The organism is Wolbachia endosymbiont (group E) of Neria commutata, from assembly GCF_964026735.1.
In the GTDB taxonomy this organism is placed as follows: Bacteria; Pseudomonadota; Alphaproteobacteria; order Rickettsiales; family Anaplasmataceae; genus Wolbachia.
The window spans coordinates 133,338-150,122 of the sequence record NZ_OZ034692.1 but is presented as its reverse complement, the minus strand read 5'-3'; the positions used below and the strand labels follow the sequence as shown (position 1 = coordinate 150,122).

At 37.0% G+C, this 16,785-nt stretch carries 14 protein-coding genes and 5 pseudogenes; 16 read left to right on the top strand and 3 right to left on the bottom strand.

Annotated elements, in window-relative coordinates; translation table 11 throughout:
- Window positions 1-163: 163 nt before the first annotated feature.
- Window positions 164-820, bottom strand: a pseudogene (locus AAGD89_RS00760) (transposase family protein); the annotation flags it as partial.
- A 248-nt stretch (window positions 821-1,068) separates the two neighbouring features.
- On the opposite strand from AAGD89_RS00760, the gene AAGD89_RS00755 reads away from it, so the two are divergent.
- Together AAGD89_RS00755 and nuoG are read left to right on the top strand one after the other, a co-directional pair.
- Window positions 1,069-1,284 carry a hypothetical protein gene (locus AAGD89_RS00755; protein WP_341808443.1) on the top strand — a complete coding sequence of 72 codons (216 nt, stop codon included), beginning with the start codon at window positions 1,069-1,071 and terminating at the stop codon, window positions 1,282-1,284.
- A 10-nt stretch (window positions 1,285-1,294) separates the two neighbouring features.
- Window positions 1,295-3,337 (top strand): NADH-quinone oxidoreductase subunit NuoG, encoded by a 2,043-nt coding sequence (nuoG, locus tag AAGD89_RS00750; RefSeq protein WP_341808442.1) that lies wholly within the window; start codon window positions 1,295-1,297, stop codon window positions 3,335-3,337.
- Between the two features lie 401 nt (window positions 3,338-3,738).
- On the opposite strand, the gene AAGD89_RS00745 is transcribed toward nuoG, so the two are convergent.
- A complete protein-coding gene (locus tag AAGD89_RS00745) occupies window positions 3,739-3,942 on the bottom strand; it encodes a hypothetical protein (RefSeq protein WP_341808441.1) in 204 nt (67 codons plus the stop codon).
- A gap of 17 nt (window positions 3,943-3,959) precedes the next feature.
- Between AAGD89_RS00745 and nuoH the strand changes: the two genes are divergently transcribed.
- The 7 genes from nuoH to AAGD89_RS00710 all read left to right on the top strand — a co-directional run bounded on the left by nuoH (window position 3,960) and on the right by AAGD89_RS00710 (window position 12,469).
- Window positions 3,960-4,985 (top strand): NADH-quinone oxidoreductase subunit NuoH, encoded by a 1,026-nt coding sequence (gene nuoH / locus AAGD89_RS00740; RefSeq protein ID WP_341808440.1) that lies wholly within the window; start codon window positions 3,960-3,962, stop codon window positions 4,983-4,985.
- Window positions 4,978-5,967: a porphobilinogen synthase gene (gene hemB / locus AAGD89_RS00735; protein WP_341808439.1), complete on the top strand. Its 990-nt coding sequence runs from the start codon at window positions 4,978-4,980 to the stop codon at window positions 5,965-5,967. Before nuoH ends, hemB begins: the two co-directional genes overlap by 8 nt.
- Before the next feature lie 551 nt (window positions 5,968-6,518).
- The gene (ltrA, locus tag AAGD89_RS00730; protein ID WP_341807935.1) at window positions 6,519-7,769 is read left to right on the top strand and encodes a group II intron reverse transcriptase/maturase; all 1,251 of its coding nucleotides are present in this window, start codon (window positions 6,519-6,521) and stop codon (window positions 7,767-7,769) included.
- A gap of 147 nt (window positions 7,770-7,916) precedes the next feature.
- Entirely contained in the window at window positions 7,917-8,252 is a 336-nt protein-coding gene (locus AAGD89_RS00725) for a hypothetical protein (RefSeq protein WP_341808438.1), read from the top strand.
- A gap of 132 nt (window positions 8,253-8,384) precedes the next feature.
- Entirely contained in the window at window positions 8,385-10,559 is a 2,175-nt protein-coding gene (locus tag AAGD89_RS00720; protein WP_341808954.1) for an SET domain-containing protein-lysine N-methyltransferase, read from the top strand.
- Window positions 10,525-10,995, top strand: coding sequence for a hypothetical protein (locus AAGD89_RS00715; RefSeq protein WP_341808437.1), 471 nt, complete (start codon window positions 10,525-10,527; stop codon window positions 10,993-10,995). The genes AAGD89_RS00720 and AAGD89_RS00715 overlap by 35 nt, the downstream gene beginning before the upstream one ends.
- 13 nt (window positions 10,996-11,008) lie before the next feature.
- Entirely contained in the window at window positions 11,009-12,469 is a 1,461-nt protein-coding gene (locus AAGD89_RS00710) for a hypothetical protein (RefSeq protein ID WP_341808436.1), read from the top strand.
- Between the two features lie 35 nt (window positions 12,470-12,504).
- Here the strand turns inward: AAGD89_RS00710 and AAGD89_RS00705 are convergent.
- Window positions 12,505-13,038: pseudogene (locus AAGD89_RS00705) on the bottom strand (HARBI1 family protein); the annotation flags it as partial.
- Window positions 13,039-13,090: 52 nt separating this feature from the next.
- Here AAGD89_RS00705 and AAGD89_RS00700 point away from each other — a divergent pair.
- From AAGD89_RS00700 to AAGD89_RS00675, 7 genes and pseudogenes are all read left to right on the top strand, one after another.
- A complete protein-coding gene (locus tag AAGD89_RS00700) occupies window positions 13,091-13,438 on the top strand; it encodes an IS630 transposase-related protein (protein ID WP_341807926.1) in 348 nt (115 codons plus the stop codon).
- Window positions 13,439-13,494: 56 nt separating this feature from the next.
- Window positions 13,495-13,683: a hypothetical protein gene (locus AAGD89_RS00695; RefSeq protein WP_341807927.1), complete on the top strand. Its 189-nt coding sequence runs from the start codon at window positions 13,495-13,497 to the stop codon at window positions 13,681-13,683.
- A 48-nt stretch (window positions 13,684-13,731) separates the two neighbouring features.
- Entirely contained in the window at window positions 13,732-13,950 is a 219-nt protein-coding gene (locus tag AAGD89_RS07230; protein ID WP_410541844.1) for a transposase, read from the top strand.
- An 8-nt stretch (window positions 13,951-13,958) separates the two neighbouring features.
- Window positions 13,959-14,162 (top strand): annotated as a pseudogene (locus AAGD89_RS00690) (hypothetical protein); the annotation flags it as partial.
- Window positions 14,163-14,358: 196 nt separating this feature from the next.
- Window positions 14,359-15,192 (top strand): annotated as a pseudogene (locus tag AAGD89_RS00685) (transposase).
- Between the two features lie 71 nt (window positions 15,193-15,263).
- Window positions 15,264-16,195: pseudogene (locus AAGD89_RS00680) on the top strand (phage tail sheath family protein); the annotation flags it as partial.
- 40 nt (window positions 16,196-16,235) lie between these two features.
- Window positions 16,236-16,742 carry a phage major tail tube protein gene (locus AAGD89_RS00675; protein WP_341808435.1) on the top strand — a complete coding sequence of 169 codons (507 nt, stop codon included), beginning with the start codon at window positions 16,236-16,238 and terminating at the stop codon, window positions 16,740-16,742.
- Window positions 16,743-16,785 lie beyond the last annotated feature (43 nt).

The following is a 16,785-nucleotide window of genomic DNA, read 5'->3' as shown; positions in this document are numbered from 1 at the left end:
AATAAGATAGAAGGGAAGGTAACTCTACTTATACCCGTACTCATAATCTTCCGTAGACCTGCTGCGAATCAAGGGGTGAAAATTTAGAATATGAGATTAGGTAAAAACATTAAGAAATAAGATTGAAGCCCATGCCGCAAATTCACAATTCCGGTTGCTCCTACGATAGTGGCTTTTTACGGTATTTTTTGTACGGAATCACAACGTTCTTCTGCAATTTTTGCCAACCTTGATACCCAGAATCAGCATATTTTATGCTATCTTTGGGCAACAATTTTTCCTGTTTCCTTATGCGAAAATCATGCATTCGACCTCGATGTGATCTTGAAACTGACAAAATTTGCCCATTTCCCTCGATCACAATTTCGGTTTTTATTGTGGTCATTTTTTTCTTTCCGGAATAACTTTTCTTACGTTTTTTGCTGTCTTTCGGCCGCTGTATCGGTTGCTCCGTGACGTCTGCTAAAATTTTTAAAATCCTTTCTGGAGTCGGCGTTCTATCCTTTTTTATCGCAATTTTTTTGGCCAATAATGGCTCCATTTTCTTCAAAAGTCGGCAAATATTTGAGTTGTGCAAATTAAACAAAAAGCCCAAAAATGGATGCGTTATGTACGTTCTGTAATAAATTAGAACACATAAAATCCTGTCTTCTAGCGCCTCAACATGCGATTTTCTTCCGTGACATTTCTTTTTCGCTTCCATTTTTTCCCACTCTGGACGCACTTTTGCCACAATTTTTTCAAATTCAGATGTTGTGAGCCCTGTCAATTGTCTAAAAATATATGGTGTTCTTGCTATTTTTACGTAACTTATTGCCATTTTACTCTTCTAAAATTTTCATTTTACATGCTTTTTAGTCGTTTTCACCTACTTTCTACTTTTTCGCAGGGGGTCTACAGTTTTTTCACGATAAATTTGCAAAAACAGTGGTAATAGGATATAAACCTAGTTAACATTTCACTACAGCTATCAATATCATTGCGTACTTATTGAACTTTTAAAGTTATTTAATATTGACGCTATATACTTAAGTGTTAAAATAGAATGAGAAATTTTTAGGAGTTTATATGGCAGCAGGCGGAAAGGCGAAAACAGCTAGTAAAAATAACCCTACTCAGCGTAAGAAAGCTGAGCAAAGAATGTACAATAATAAACCAGTAAAGCCTGTTAGGTACATAGATCGTGATTCGCGTATGAACTATATGTCTGCTCAATATGATGATGGTAGTCTTGTTGAAGATGAGACTAGTGGTGATCCTATAAAATGGGAAGCTGTATCATAGGTTTAAATTTGTGGTTAAGGTTACTATCGACTCTAAGGAATGTGAAGTAGAGCACGGTCTCACTATAATTCAAGCTTGTGAAATGGCGGGGGTGGAGATTCCACGTTTTTGTTATCATGAGCGCTTAGCAATTGCTGGTAACTGCAGAATGTGTTTGGTTGAAGTGGAGGGTGGACCTCCAAAACCAGTAGCTTCTTGTGCAATGCCAGTTGCAGAAGGTATGGTTATTCATACTGATACTCCCAAAGTTAAGAAAGCGCGTGAAGGTGTGCTTGAATTCTTACTCATTAATCATCCGCTTGATTGCCCAATTTGTGATCAAGGTGGTGAGTGCGATCTGCAAGATATCACGATGACTTATGGGAAAGGAGTTAGCAGACTCGAGGAGCATAAAAGAGCTGTACCAAAAAAGCATTTTGGTCCACTGATTGAAACTGCGATGAACAGGTGCATTCATTGTACAAGGTGTGTTAGATTTTTGTCAGATGTTGCAGGTACAAATGAACTTGGAGGAATCGGAAGAGGAGAAAATGTAGAAATCAGCACTTACATAAGAAAGCATATTAGCTCTGAATTATCTGGAAACATCATAGATCTCTGCCCTGTGGGAGCTTTAACTTCCAAACCTTATTCTTTTAAAGCGCGTTCTTGGGAGCTATCACATTGTGAGACTATAGATGTGCTGGATGCAGTCGGTAGCGCAATCAGAGTTGATTATCGTGGTCCAGAGGTTATGCGGATATTGCCAAGGCTGAACGAAGAAATAAATGAAGAGTGGATATCAGATAAAACTCGATTTGCTTATGATGGGCTGAAAGTGCAGCGACTTGATCGACCTTATGTAAAAAAGGATGGTAAATTAGTTCCAGTTGATTGGAATGAGGCATTAACTGTTGCTACAAAAAAATTAAAGAGCACAAAATCAAATAAAATGGCTGCGCTTGCAGGGGATTTAGCAGATTGTGAGTCTATGCTTCTGCTCAAAGAAATGATGCAAAAGCTTGGTTCAGGAAATATAGATTGCAGACAAGATCGTGCAAAGCTTATACCAAATAATCGAGCATCATATGTGTTTAATACTACAATTGAGGGTATAGAAAACGCAGATTTATGTCTGCTGATAAATACAAATCCAAGAACAGAAGCACCAATCATTAACGCAAGATTGAGAAAGAGATACTTGCAAGGTGGTTTTACTATTGCAAGTATTGGTCCTGATATTGAATACCTATATCATGTTGAAAAATTAGGTGATGACCCAAACATTTTAAACGAAATAGCAGAAGGAAAGCATAAGTTCTGCGAGCTACTAAATGCTGCTCAGAATCCTATGCTAATCATCGGTCAAGACGCATTGATAAGGGATGATGCTAACTCAATTTTAGCTCTAGCTGGCACAATTGCAGAAAAATTTAACATGATTAAAGATGATTGGAATGGCTTTAATGTGCTTCATAAAGCTGCAGCGAGAGTTGGTGGTCTGGACGTTGGGTTTGTTCCCAAAAGAGGTGGAAAAGACACTAATCAGACACTGGAAAATGCAGAAAGTGGTAACATAGAAGTTGTTTATCTTCTTGCTGCAGATGAAATTGATACGTCAAAATTAGAAAATACATTTGTAATTTATCAAGGTCATCATGGTGATAAAAGCGCACATGTAGCAGATATCATACTACCTGGCTCTGCATATACAGAAAAATATGCAACTTATGTAAACACTGAGGGCAGAGTGCAAAGAACAAATTTAGCTGTATTTCCTCCAGGTGAAGCAAAGGAGGACTGGTTAATTATTAAAAATCTCTCACAATATTTGGATCTCTCATTACCGTATGATAGCTTATTTGATGTGAGAAAAAAATTAGACACTTTAGGTCCACAATTTAGAAATGCCGATCAAGTGATAAAAAATAAATGGGTATCGATAAGCAGTGCGGAGATAAATTTAAGTGATATGCCCTTTACTTTTAAAGAGTATAATTTTTATATGACAGATTCAATAAGTCGCGCTTCAAAAATAATGGCAGATTGTACTAAGGCTTTTCTCAGTTGCTAAAAGAGTATGATGTTTCTTGGATTTATTGTATTTCTTACGCTTGCAGCGATAATTTTTTTTCTCATCCCTAAAATTATTTCCGGCATGGTTTTGTTCAGAGCATTGAATTCATATCTTCTGAATAAAAAAAATATCAATATGACTCCCCTTGTTTTTTCCTTATGCGTGTATATCTGCTGCACTCTATGTTTTTTTTATATTAGTTTTATGGTTTCAGTGGATTTATACGCTCTCTGCTCCATGAGTTCGTTACTGCTGTTAGAAATGTGGTTTTATAAGCAGAAAACTGCTTATAAAATGATACTTTGTTATTTATTTTTCGCCTTTCCCTTATCAAATTTTATTGTATTTGAATTTGAAATTGTTGAATGTGATCCATTCGCTTCACTCAGAAGAATATTTCACATAGAATGCACTTCTATTGAAAGTATGTTCACAAGTTGTTTTTCTTTTTCAATTTTTTGTCTTGTGGTATTGATGATATTTATGATGTATTTTACTACCATGCTAAATAACGGGCGATTTAAAAGTACAGCAAATGTTTTTATTTTAGTTGTATTGTCCGTTTTATCTGTTATTTCAGTTAGTGTTCTGCCTTCTTTCATATTATTGCGGTAACTCTATGCTTCTGATAATTCAAATTCTCTTTCTTCTCATTCCGTTATTGTTGTCGGTTGCGTATTTGGTGTACTTTGAGCGTAAAGTTATTGGTGCAATTCAACTGAGGCACGGCCCAAGTGTGGTCGGACCATTTGGGTTATTACAGCCGTTTGCAGATGCTATCAAATTAATAATTAAAGAGCCAATAATACCCTTTAGAGCAAGTACTATACTGTTCATTATGGCTCCAATGCTAACTTTCATTTTAGCATTGATTGCCTGGGCAGTAATACCGTTTGGTGCTGATGTAATTATCGAAAATGGTCAGCAAGTGGTGATTCCTAAGGTTATAGCAAACATTAATGTCGGTGTGCTTTATGTGCTGGCTATATCATCTTTGGGAGTTTATGGTATCATTATTGCAGGCTGGTCAAGTAACTCTAACTACGCATTTCTTGGTGGCATAAGGTCAGCTGCTCAGATGATTTCATATGAAGTTTCAATAGGATTAATAGTTGCCACAGTTGTTATTACCACTGGCACATTAAATCTTGGAGAAATGGTCGTGAAAAAACATAATATGCCGTTTTGGGTTGATTTACTACTCATGCCTATCGGGGTAATATTTTTTATTTCTTTGCTTGCAGAAACGAATCGTCATCCATTTGACTTACCAGAAGCCGAATCAGAACTTGTTACCGGGTATAATGTTGAATATTCCTCCATGCCTTTTGCTCTCTTTTTCCTTGGAGAGTATGCAAATATGATTTTAGCAAGCGCTATGATGACAATATTCTTTCTGGGTGGGTGGTACCCTCCATTAGAGCTGAGTTTATTTTATAAAATTCCTGGTTTAATTTGGTTTATTTTAAAAATAGTTGTACTTTTGTTTATATTTATTTGGATTAGAGCCACAATACCTCGTTATCGATATGATCAACTCATGCGCCTTGGTTGGAAAGTGTTTTTACCAATATCAGTGTTTTGGGTGATTCTCGTTTCAGGAGTGTTGCTCTTTACTGGAAATTTACCTGGATCTAATGTTTAATTTCCCAAATACTAGACTAAGACGCAAGCGCTCAAGTCAGTGGATTCGCAATTTAACAAGTGAAAGCACTTTATCAGTAAATGATCTAGTTTTACCTCTTTTTGTTCAGGGCGGAGAAGAAACAACTGAACCAATTTCTGGCTTACCTGAAGTCAAATGCTATTCAATAGATGGAATAGTGTCGATAATTCAAGAAGCTAAGGATTTAGGAATCAATGCTGTTGCGATTTTTCCCGTAGTGAATAATAAATTAAAATCTAAAAATGCTGAAGAATCATATAACTCTAACAACTTAATCTGCAGAGCAATTCGTGCTGTAAAATCAAAGGTACCTGAAATTGGTATTATTGCAGATGTTGCACTTGATCCATACACTATTCATGGTCATGACGGTATTGTAAAAGACAACAAGGTGGATGTAGAAAATGATGAAACCGTGTCGATATTATGTAAGCAAGCACTTGCTTTAGCAAGGTCAGGGTGCGATATAGTTGCTCCTTCTGATATGATGGATGGTAGAATAGGAATGATTAGAAAGGCACTGGATGGTGAGAGTTTTCAGGATGTATCAATATTATCCTATGCGGTGAAATATTGTTCCAGTTTTTATGCACTATTCAGGCAAGTTGTTGGTTCATGTGGGCTATCAAATTCTATAGATAAAAGTGGTTATCAAATGGATTATCGGAATGCGCGTGAAGCAATCTGTGAAATTGAAATGGATATAAATGAAGGCGCAGATTTTATTATGGTTAAACCAGGCATGCCATATTTGGATGTTATTAAAACAGCAAGTGATAAATTTAATTTTCCGATTTTTGCTTATCAAGTAAGCGGTGAGTATGCAATGATAAAAGCTGCAGCAAATAATGGATGGCTAGATTATGACAAAGTAATTCATGAATCTTTAATCAGTTTTAAACGTGCAGGTGCAAGTGCAATATTCACTTATGCAGCTCTTGATGTTGCAAAAAGTTTGTAGTTCAAGGTGTGCCATAGAGACACAAAGAATGTTCTGAAAAGAGCAAACTAAGTGCAAAAGCTACGCAATAGATGAGGGTGGGCCCCTCGAAGCCGGTTTACAAGAGCAGGCTTCAAACAACCATAAGCTGCTTTGGTAAAGAGCCAAGGTAGTGAGCATTATGGAAAAGGCGTAATTATGCGTCATGTATGGAATAGAAAGATGAACGAAAGTGAACCACTGATGAAGTGTCGAAAACAATTAGGTGGCGTCAAAACCAGGGGGTCTTGATTAACCTGGGATAAGTCTATCAGGAACTTGTTTACTGGGTAGATGGCGTCCGGCATAGAGGTGGCATGAATCTATTTCAGGCTATTGTGTGGAACTACGGGAACCTGTCGTTTCGATGATAAGGGAGAAATCCAAGGAGCTAAACTCCAAGGGTGAGAGTACCGATACGGAAAACAGGGGCGGATCAGCTCGTAGTAGTGAAGAAGTTTCTGTAATGGGAATGGAGCGAAGGGGCTGAGTTATTCAGTTTTAGTTATTTGTCAACCGAAAGGGAGGAGTAAATGAATAAAACAAAGTCTTTTGATATACCGAAGCAACTTATTAGGAGAGCTTATAAACAAGTGTCCAAAAACAAGGGTGCTGCTGGTGTAGATGAGGTTTCGATAACAAAGTTTGAGGAAGATCTAAAAGATAATCTCTATAAACTATGGAATCGGATGTCATCTGGAAGTTATTTTCCAGAGCCTGTAAAAGCTGTAGCAATACCAAAAGGTACGGGAGGGGGACAAAGAATTTTATGTGTTCCTTCAGTATCGGACAGGATAGCGCAGACAGCAGCTACAATGTATCTAGAACCGTTAGTAGAACCGAAGTTTCATGAAGATTCATATGGTTATAGACCAAACAAATCTGCACTGGATGCGGTAGGAACTGCGAGGAAAAGATGCTGGTGGTACGATTGGACGATAGATCTTGATATAGCAGGATTTTTCGACAATTTGGACCACGAGTTGGCATTGCAAGCTATCAAAAGGCACACAGACTGCAAATGGGTCATACTGTATGTTGAAAGATGGATAAAAGCTCCAATTCAGCAAGCAGATGGCGGTAAGGTAGTTAGGGAAAAAGGAGTTCCGCAAGGAGGTTCAACAAGCCCGCTGATCTCAAACATATTTATGCATCATGTATTTGATGAGTGGATGAGACGAAAGTGCCCAACAATAGCATTTGAGAGGTATGTAGATGATGCGATAGTGCACTGCAAGAGTAGTAGGCAGGCAGAATTTATGAGGGTAGCAATAGAAGAAAGATTGGCTGAGTATAAGCTAAAATTACATCCTGAAAAGACACAAATTGTGTACTGCAAGGATGACAATAGGAAAAGTGAATTTCCTAAACAAAGTTTTGATTTTCTGGGTTATACATTTAGACCCAGGTTAGCAAGAAATAAAATAGGAAAGCATTTTGTTTCATTTCTTCCTGCGATTAGCAACAAGGCCAAGAAAAATATTACTACAACCATAAGGTCATGGAAAATACTACGAAATACACACAAAACATCAGAGGAAATATCAAAGATAGTAAATCCAATAGTCAGAGGCTGGTATCAGTACTATGGCAGGTTTTACAGGAAAGAGATATACAAACCTCTGAGAAACATAGAGCGGCACCTAGAAAAGTGGGTCAGAAGAAAGTATAAGAAGCTTCGAAATCATGGAAGACTAGCAAGGCAACTTCTAGGAAAAATGAGGAAAGAAGAGCCAAATACTTTTTACCACTGGACACTTGGTTTAGGGCAAAAGACTGAATAATGGGAGCTGTGTGAGTCGCGAGGTTCATGCACAGTTCTGCGAGAGACTGGTGGGGAAGTTCCACCGGTCTACTCTCCCAGATACTTTTCAGAAGAAAATCTTTGGACTGCAGTTAGTATTAAAAATCTTGCTGAAAGCATACAGAAGTTGAATCTGAGTGATGATGACAAGAGAGAGCTTAAGAGCGCTTTTGATGATAACATTTCTAAAATACTTAATAGGTTATCAAGATTCAGACTAAATTCTTATAGACTTATTAGTATATTAGAAGGAGTAACTAAGCTGATATCTTTAGGCGTTGTAAGTAATAATAGTGGTATTACACAATCTCTAAATAAGCTATTCGAAAATTTCAAGAAATATAATAATGAAAATAAATTAACACAAGAAACATTAGAATTTCTCAGATCAATACCTGATCAAGCAGTACCTGCAAGACACATAGAAACGGATGATCTAAGGTTAACACCTAAAAATATTTAGGCAGAAGATGCACCAGAATCTAAACGTTATAATCTACCAGAAGACTTAGAAAAATTCAAAAAAGAGGTTCTGAAGCTACAGGGAATTGAGTATATTTCTACACCTGAAGCTCGGAACTAAAAAGGGGTTTTTATTGCAGAGGTTCGTGCGCTTGGAAGGAATCAGTGGGGAATATATGCTAGAGAGAAAATAAAAGCAGGCAGCTTTCTTGGTATTTATGATGGAGAGCGCATGAGTAGCGAAGAGGCAGAAAAGAACAGAAAAAATAGTGCATATCTTTTTGATCTGAATGAACTTATAACGATAGATGCCTCTCAATTGCGTAATTGGGCAGCATATGTAAATTATGCAATAATTGGTACTGCAAATATTCGTACTATTGAGTATAAAATCCAGGAGATTTCATTAGCAGCACAGGAGACTATTTCTTCGGGTCAGCAATTACTACTTGATTACGGGAATAATTATTTCACTAATGTTGATTACTCCCCTGTTTATTTACACCCTACAGATAACTGGAAAACGCCTAAAGGACATTATGATGAAGATAAGGTTGTTTATAGCGACAAGGTGATTCTACTACTAAGTGAAATGGCTAAAGCTTTTGGATTGAAGCAAGAATATATTGCAGTGACTAAACTATTTCAAGCAGTGTATAGTAGTCAGGACCTTAGCGTTTTACTATCAAGTCTGAGTGTTAAGGCTATTGATCTACCTAGTTATTCACTTGAACTTATGAGTGATAAAAAATGGAAATTTTCTGAATATGATTCACAACAAAATATTACTCCTCTAATGCTGGCATGTTATCTTGGAAAGGAAGCAGAAGTCAGGTTGCTTTTGGATAGTGGTGCTGACCCAATCAGACGAACCTTGCACGGGGGGCATAATGCATTATTTTTAACGATGCTCAGTGATGCTGTATCAGAAATTAAAGAAAATATTTTTAATAAATTAATTAATCATACATTTGAAGCGTTAAAGAGGAAAAGTGATGCTTTTTATACTTCTGGATATGAAAAACCTAGCAATTACAATAAGTTACTACTCAAAGATTTATCTAAGTTTCTTCAATTAACAGATTCTTCTGGATCTAATATATTTGATCACATGATAGACAAAGGTGAATATAATTTATGGAAGAAATATCTTGATTATAAGATTAGTGGCGATGAGGTTAATAATAAAGAAGAGAAAAGAAAAATCGCAGAAAAATTCATCAGCGATAAAGGAATCCTTAGTCTTATGGCTAATATTAATAGAGATGGAGAGTACAAAGAGGTAGTAGAAATTTTACTTGAAAATGCAACTGGAAAATTCATAAATCAGCGCCTTCAAGACCTTGAAAGCGGAGAAATTGATTCTCTTAAAACTGAGGAAATAGATAGAATTTTAGAAAATTTACGAAATCTAGATTATGCGAACAAAAAAGGTAAAATAGTAAGCATAGTTACAACTCTTTTACTTAATGAAACAAATAAACTAAAGGATCAATTAGCACTAGGTGATCAGGTTGCTGACATTACTACCAAAATACAAGAGATTCGAAATAGATTTACCAACGTCTTGGAGCACTTAGGCAGTAAAAATAAACTTGATACTGAAATTCGGGCAATTGAGAGATTCAAGACTAGCGGATGCGGTCCATCTGGGGGAGGAAGAGAAAAAAGAGCGGCAATTTCTTGTAGATTAAATGCAAATGAATATATAGAAAGGCTAAGAGAATTGCCAACACAAGAACAGATAAGTTTTACACGAGCAAATGAAATAGATTTTATCGGCTCCGCTCGTGAGGTTTGGCAGGCAGAAAAAGCTAGAGATTTATTGCGTTCTGATGCTGATATTGAGCAAAAACCATATGAGATAGATAAACTACTCAAAGACCCAAAAGAAAGGCGATTTCTTGATTTATTTGAAGATGTTTCACAATCAGAAAATTCAAAGTTAAAGCAAGGATTTATGACTGCTGCAGGTAGAATACAGTTTTTCCAAGGTGTTCATGAAACTTTTGTATCCTGTGCAAAACAAGAAGGCTCAGCAACGATCTCAACGACAGATTGTATGCTCAGTGCCGGGGAAATGGGATTTTCATTTTTGTCTCAGCCAATTGAAAATGGAATGCTGAAACTTAATACAAAAGTTTTAAATCCAGCTGGAAGTATTGCAGGGGATGCACCTGTTCTTGGTAGGTTCAATGGAATGAAGTCTAGTGGCGTAGAAAAAAGCTTAGGTAATAATGTAGTTAAATTTAAGACCGTTCGATTGCCTAAATATGCAGTTAAGAGGAGGGGCAGGGGTAATAACTAGTGTTTTTGATATTGCAGATGTAGCAGAGTCAGCAAAGAATCTCATAAATTGCTTGCGTGAAGAAGAAGGAGAAGAGCCGTGTTCAGAGAAGGAAAAGAGAGATAATATAGCAGGCATAACTTTTGGCAGTGTTTCATTTATTTCTGGAGTTGCATTTCTTGCAATGCCAGGAGCGGGAACTGTAGTGGGGTTTGCATTAATGGTAGGCCAGGCAGTTTATAGTGGTATTAGTAACATTAAAGCATATGAAGATAAATATGACATAACGCGCGATGAAAATTGGCGTATTTTTTGGCACACAGTTGCTTTTCAACCTATACCACAAGATGTTCAAAAACTTGCAGCTGACACAGAAGTTTTTAAGCGATTGGCTGAAGAGGCTTGGAGGCGTTTGGAGAATAGCACTGATGTGGTTGCTACGGCAATGGGATTGTGAGCTCGTTGGTAGAATGATTACTGAAACTTCAGGTACAATTGTTAGGCATGCAAAAATAGAAGATGGGAAGGGATGTACAGGTTCTGATAGGAGAGGTAATCTATACTCTCATAAAAGCTGTAGCGATATAACAGTTAAGGTTCCCCATATCTTGCCAAGTCATGCGAATATAAAGATGAATAAGACAAATGCAGATACTACAAAGCTCGCGCGCACAGCTTCTATAATTTCTGGATCTATTCCTGCAAATGCTCAAATGCTTGGCTTGCCTCAATGGTCAGGTAAAGAATATGAATATCAAGAAGGGCTACGCCCAGAATGCTTACCATCTGAATCGGATAGAGCTGTTCTTGTCTTGCATGAATGTATAACAAAAGTTCCATATTATAGTGAAAATCCTGAAGCAATCTATCCATTCTATAATGCATTTGTCATAGCTAATAGAGCAAAAATGGCTAACCACAATAAAAATCAGACTATTCTTTTTGATCTAAGATATGTAAACAGTGGAACAGTAGTTGGAAATAATGAGAGGAAAAGTGCTTTTCTTGTTCATGGTGGACACGCAAAGATATTTGGTGGCAATGGTACTCAAAATGTATTTCATTTACTGAATAAAGATTTTTCAGGTCGAATTTATGGTGGTGATACTAGCAATGTGCTTGACCTAAGTGGTTTAAATGGCCCGAGTATTTTATACGAAGAAGAGGATGGTGTTGCAAGCTTACTTTATAAGGAAGCCCCGGGAGAATTTGTAAAAAAAGTGTTTTCTGCTACAAAAATTAACGGTGTTATTGGGTCAAAAGACAGACAAGAGTACATTGATTGTAAAAACAATGAGGAAATGTTTATCAATAGCGAAGGAGGTTATGAAAGTGATGAAAAAGACTTTCTAATGAACTGCAAAAAAGCAGTAATTTGGCCATATACAAAAGCCACAGGTGGTGATGGTAATTATGTTTTCTATATAAAGCCAAGCAATATACTTGAATCTGTTGGGCGTTCAGAGATTGATGTAAGTGGAAATGGCACTTTAGTATTTCCAGAAACTGCATTGCTGAAAGACTGTAGAATTATTTATTCTAGAAGTAGTAATACTTTATCTTTTGAGATACCGCTTGGTCAAAATAAAACATTTGTGTTAGAGGTTAGAAATTATCTAAACGAAGATAAACCTAAGTTTCATTTAATTGATAAGCATGGTAGTAATATCGTGCCAATAATTGAAGAGTCAGAGTCAAAAGAGGCTTCTGCTCAGATCAAATCATTCCGTTTGAATGCAGAAAAAGAAGCATTCAAAGATATCGCAGGAGATGAGGCTTGGTATATAAGCATCTCTGAGTCACGTACAGATTATCAAGTTCTTGGGGTTATAAAAGATAAAGAATCTCAGCAGTACGGAGTGTTTGGTAGATCAGGAATTGATGTGATTAACCTTAGACCCCCTGCGAAACAACGTGAAGCAAGTTGCTGATAAAATCTGGTAAGAAATCCCCAGCCTAAAAATTATTAAAAACTATGCCTCAAATTCACAATTCCTGCTATAATATTAAATCTCATGTTGTATTTCTTCTGAAAATTGCGGTAAACATTTGACATTATTTTGAAGATTTTTATCTCGCGAATCTTATTTTCCACACGCATCCTGAACGATGCCAGCTTCCGATTATGCTCCTTTTGCTCCTCCGTTAGTGGCTTTTTACGGTGTTTTTTGTACGGAATCACAACGTTTTTCTGCAGTTTTTGCCAACCTTGATACCCAGAATCGGCATATTTTATGCTATCTTTGGCCAACAATTTTTCCTGTTTCCTTATGCGAAAATCATGCATTCGACCTCTATGCGACTTCGAAATCGACAGAATTTGCCCATTTCCCTCGATCACAATTTCGGTTTTTATTGTGGTTGCTTTCTTTTTTCCGGAATAACTTTTCTTACGTTTTTTGCTGTCTTTCGGCCGCTGTATCGGTTGCTCCGTGACGTCTGCTAAAATTTTTAAAATCCTTTCTGGCGTCAGCGTTCTATCCTTTTTTATATAGTACTTTCCAAAGCAAATGATAACTGTATAATGACCATTTAGGCATGTAGGAAAAGTGATGGTATACAGTGTTGATTTAAGAGAGAAAGCAGTATCTTTGGTTAAAAAAGGAAAGCCAAAGGAAGAGGTTGCAGAACTTTTGGAGATAGGAATAGCAACGTTATACAGATGGCTAAAAAAGAAGGCTGCAGGTGAGAGCTTAAAACCAGCAAAAATGAGTGGTTTTATAAGAAAAATAGATCCAAAAATGCTGAAAGAGTATGTTAAAAAACACCCAGATCAGACGCTAATGGAGATGAAACAAAACCTAGGATTTGGGATAAATTCGATCTGGTATAGGCTGAAGCAGTTAAAATCACAAGAAAAAAAAGACCACGCTTTACCGAGAGCGGAACCACGAAGATAGGCAAAAATTTGTCGAAAAAGTTGCCAAAATAGACCATGAAAGCATTGTGTATATAGATGAAGCAGGAGTCGATAATAGGCTATACCCAGAATATGGAAGAGCTCCACGAGGGGGAGAAAATTTATGCAGACATTACGGGCAAAAAACGCGAGAGAATCAGTATGACAGGTGGGTGGATTAAGAAAAATTTTATTGCGCCCATGACCTTCACTGGAGGGTGCGATAAGGATGTATTCAATGCGTAGCTGGAGCAAATATTGCTACCAAAGTTGCCTGTTGGTACAACTATAATTATGGATAATGCTGCTTTTCATAAAACCGCTAAAACAAGGGAATTAATAGAATCTATAGGTTGCTATTTGCTCTATCTTCCTACGTACTCACCAGATCTGAATCCAATTGAGCATTGCTGGCATACGATTAAAAGCTGGCTCAGGACTCGCATGCATCAGCAGGATAATCTACACCTTTTGGTTGGTAAGGCGATTATGGAAGTTTATCACTTGTATTAGAAAGTACTATAGAAGAAGATCCTTTTCAAGGTTTAAGTGGCGCTGGATCTTTGCGAGGATTTTACAGCACTGGAATGGTAATGTTTGCTCACGATGAAGAAAGCAGTGTACGTCAGATAGTATTTGAACTTCGTAATGGTGAGCGTGTTCCAAGTAAGCTAGTGGATAAAGTGGATGGCCGTTGGCATCTTGTTGATCAATGGAATAGCTAATTTTCAATATTTTTTTTAATTTAAAAATTAACCTATGGGGGGTTATTTATGCTACAAGATTTTTCCACTGATTTGAATACTGCTAAGCCTCAAAGCGGCTTAATACCGAAAGGTCCACTAGACCCCCTGCGAAAAGGTAGAAAGTAGGTAAAAACGACTAAAAAGCATGTAAAATGAAAGTTTTAGGAGAGGGAAGATGGCAATAAGTTACGTAAAAATAGCAAGAACACCATATATTTTTAGACAATTGACAGGGCTCACAACATCTGAATTTGAAAAAATTGTGGCAAAAGTGCGTCCAGAGTGGGAAAAAATGGAGGCGAAAAAGAAATGTCACGGAAGAAAATCGCATGTTGAGGAGCTAGAAGACAGGATTTTATGTGTTCTAATTTATTACAGAACGTACATAACGCATCCATTTTTAGGGTTTTTGTTTAATTTGCACAACTCAAATATTTGCCGACTTTTTAAGAAAATGTAGCCATTATTGGCCAAAAAAATTACTATAAAAAAGGATAGAACGCTGACGCCAGAAAGGATTTTAAAAATTTTAGCAGACGTCACGGAGCAACCGATACAGCGGCCGAAAGACAGCAAAAAACGTAAGAAAAGTTATTCCGGAAAAAAGAAAGCAACCACAATAAAAACCGAAATTGTGATCGAGGGAAATGGGCAAATTCTGTCGATTTCGAAGTCGTATAGAGGTCGAATGCATGATTTTCGCATAAGGAAACAGGAAAAATTGTTGGCCAAAGATAGCATAAAATATGCCGATTCTGGGTATCAAGGTTGGCAAAAACTGCAGAAAAACGTTGTGATTCCGTACAAAAAACACCGTAAAAAGCCACTAACGGAGGAGCAAAAGGAGCATAATCGGAAGCTGGCATCGTTCAGGATGCGTGTGGAAAATAAGATTCGCGAGATAAAAATCTTCAAAATAATGTCAAATGTTTACCGCAATTTTCAGAAGAAATACAACATGAGATTTAATATTATAGCAGGAATTGTGAATTTGAGGCATAGTTTTTAATAATTTTTGGGCTGGGGATTTCTTACCAGATTTTATCAGCAACTTGCTTCACGTTGTTTCGCAGGGGGTCTAATGTTGATCCAAAGCTCAAAGAAAGTGAAACACTTAGAAACGTTATTGGTGGGGTCGATGAAGAAACTGGCGAATATCATGGGATAGAGGCTTTCCTCAGCAGTGAGAGTATAATACATGTTGCCCCAAGAATCCTTATTGCTCCAGGATTTACTCATCAGTTGCCTGAAACAGAGTCAAAAGAAGAAAAGTCTAAAAATCCAATAGTTGCAGCATTAATCCCGGTAGCAGAAAAATTAAGAGCTATCATAGTTGCAGATGGCACAAATACCAATGATGAAGAAGCAATAAAGTGGAGAAAAAGTATCGGTAGTTGTCGTGTTTATGTAGTTGACCCTTGGGTAAAAGTGTTTACTGAAAAAGGAGAAGAGATTTTACCTGCGAGTCCATTTGTTGCAGGGTTAATTGCCAAAATAGATAATGAACATGGGTTCTGGTGGTCGCCATCGAATCAAGAGATTAATGGTATTGTTGGTACTAGCAGACCTGTTGATTTTACGTTGGGTGATGCAAATTGCCGTGCTAATCTTTTAAATGAAAATGAAGTTGCAACAATTATTCATCAAAAGGGCTACAGACTATGGGAAATAGGACTTGCTCAAGCGATGATAAATGGGCTTTTCTACCCGTAAGGCGTACTGCAGACCTTATTAACGATAGCCTTCTTCGAGCGCATCTCTGGGCAGTGGATCGCAATATTACCAAAACATATATGGATGATGTCATTGAAAGTGTTAACTCTTATTTTGCTCATTTAAAGGCACAAGGAGCAATTTTGAGCGGCAAATGCTATGCGACTCCAGAACTAAACACTCCGTCAAACATTGCAAGCGGAAAGGTATATTTTGATTTTGAGTTTACACCACTATATCCTGCTGAGCAGATTACCTTCAGATCTCATTTAATAAATAATACAATACTTTACAAGTGACTTTTAAATAAAATTCTTAATATTAAAATCGGAGAAAAATATGCTACCAAAAATCCTAAAGAACTTTAATGTCTTTGTTGATGGTCGAGGTTATGCTGGAAAAATTGACGAAATAACTCTTCCCAAATTAACTATTAAAACAGAGGAATATCGAGCTGGCGGCATGGACATACCCATTAGCATTGACATGGGAATGGAGAAATTAGAAGCAGATTTTACTTTTTCTGAATACGATACGGAGCTATTTAGGCTTTTCGGCTTAATAGATGGAAATTCAGTAGCTCTGAAACTCAGAGACGGATTACAAGGAAGTGGTATCAATAATATTGAAGCAGTGATCATAAACTTAAGAGGCATTTTTAAAGAGTTTGACTTTGGTAGTTGGAAGCCAGCTGAAAAAGCAACCCTAAAATGTTCCTTAGCTGCTCATTACTATAAACTTACCATTGGTGACAAAGAGCTTATCGAGATCGATACTGAAAATATGATTCGAAAGATAAATGGTATTGATCAGATGGCACTACTCCAAACTGTGCTCGGAATATGACATAGTTGACAAAACAACAAAGAAGTGTTAAAATGTAACAATT

Coding starts and splice junctions, on each gene's coding strand:
- AAGD89_RS00675 (WP_341808435.1), top strand. CDS start 16,236: ATGCTACCAAAAATCCTAAAGAACTTTAATGTCTTTGTTGATGGTCGA.
- AAGD89_RS00715 (WP_341808437.1), top strand. CDS start 10,525: ATGCAGTTAAGAGGAGGGGCAGGGGTAATAACTAGTGTTTTTGATATT.
- AAGD89_RS00710 (WP_341808436.1), top strand. CDS start 11,009: ATGATTACTGAAACTTCAGGTACAATTGTTAGGCATGCAAAAATAGAA.
- AAGD89_RS00745 (WP_341808441.1), bottom strand. CDS start 3,942: ATGAAAGAAGGCAGAACACTAACTGAAATAACAGATAAAACGGACAAT.
- nuoH (WP_341808440.1), top strand. CDS start 3,960: ATGCTTCTGATAATTCAAATTCTCTTTCTTCTCATTCCGTTATTGTTG.
- AAGD89_RS00700 (WP_341807926.1), top strand. CDS start 13,091: ATGGTATACAGTGTTGATTTAAGAGAGAAAGCAGTATCTTTGGTTAAA.
- ltrA (WP_341807935.1), top strand. CDS start 6,519: ATGAATAAAACAAAGTCTTTTGATATACCGAAGCAACTTATTAGGAGA.
- hemB (WP_341808439.1), top strand. CDS start 4,978: ATGTTTAATTTCCCAAATACTAGACTAAGACGCAAGCGCTCAAGTCAG.
- AAGD89_RS00755 (WP_341808443.1), top strand. CDS start 1,069: ATGGCAGCAGGCGGAAAGGCGAAAACAGCTAGTAAAAATAACCCTACT.
- AAGD89_RS00695 (WP_341807927.1), top strand. CDS start 13,495: ATGAAGCAGGAGTCGATAATAGGCTATACCCAGAATATGGAAGAGCTC.
- AAGD89_RS07230 (WP_410541844.1), top strand. CDS start 13,732: ATGGATAATGCTGCTTTTCATAAAACCGCTAAAACAAGGGAATTAATA.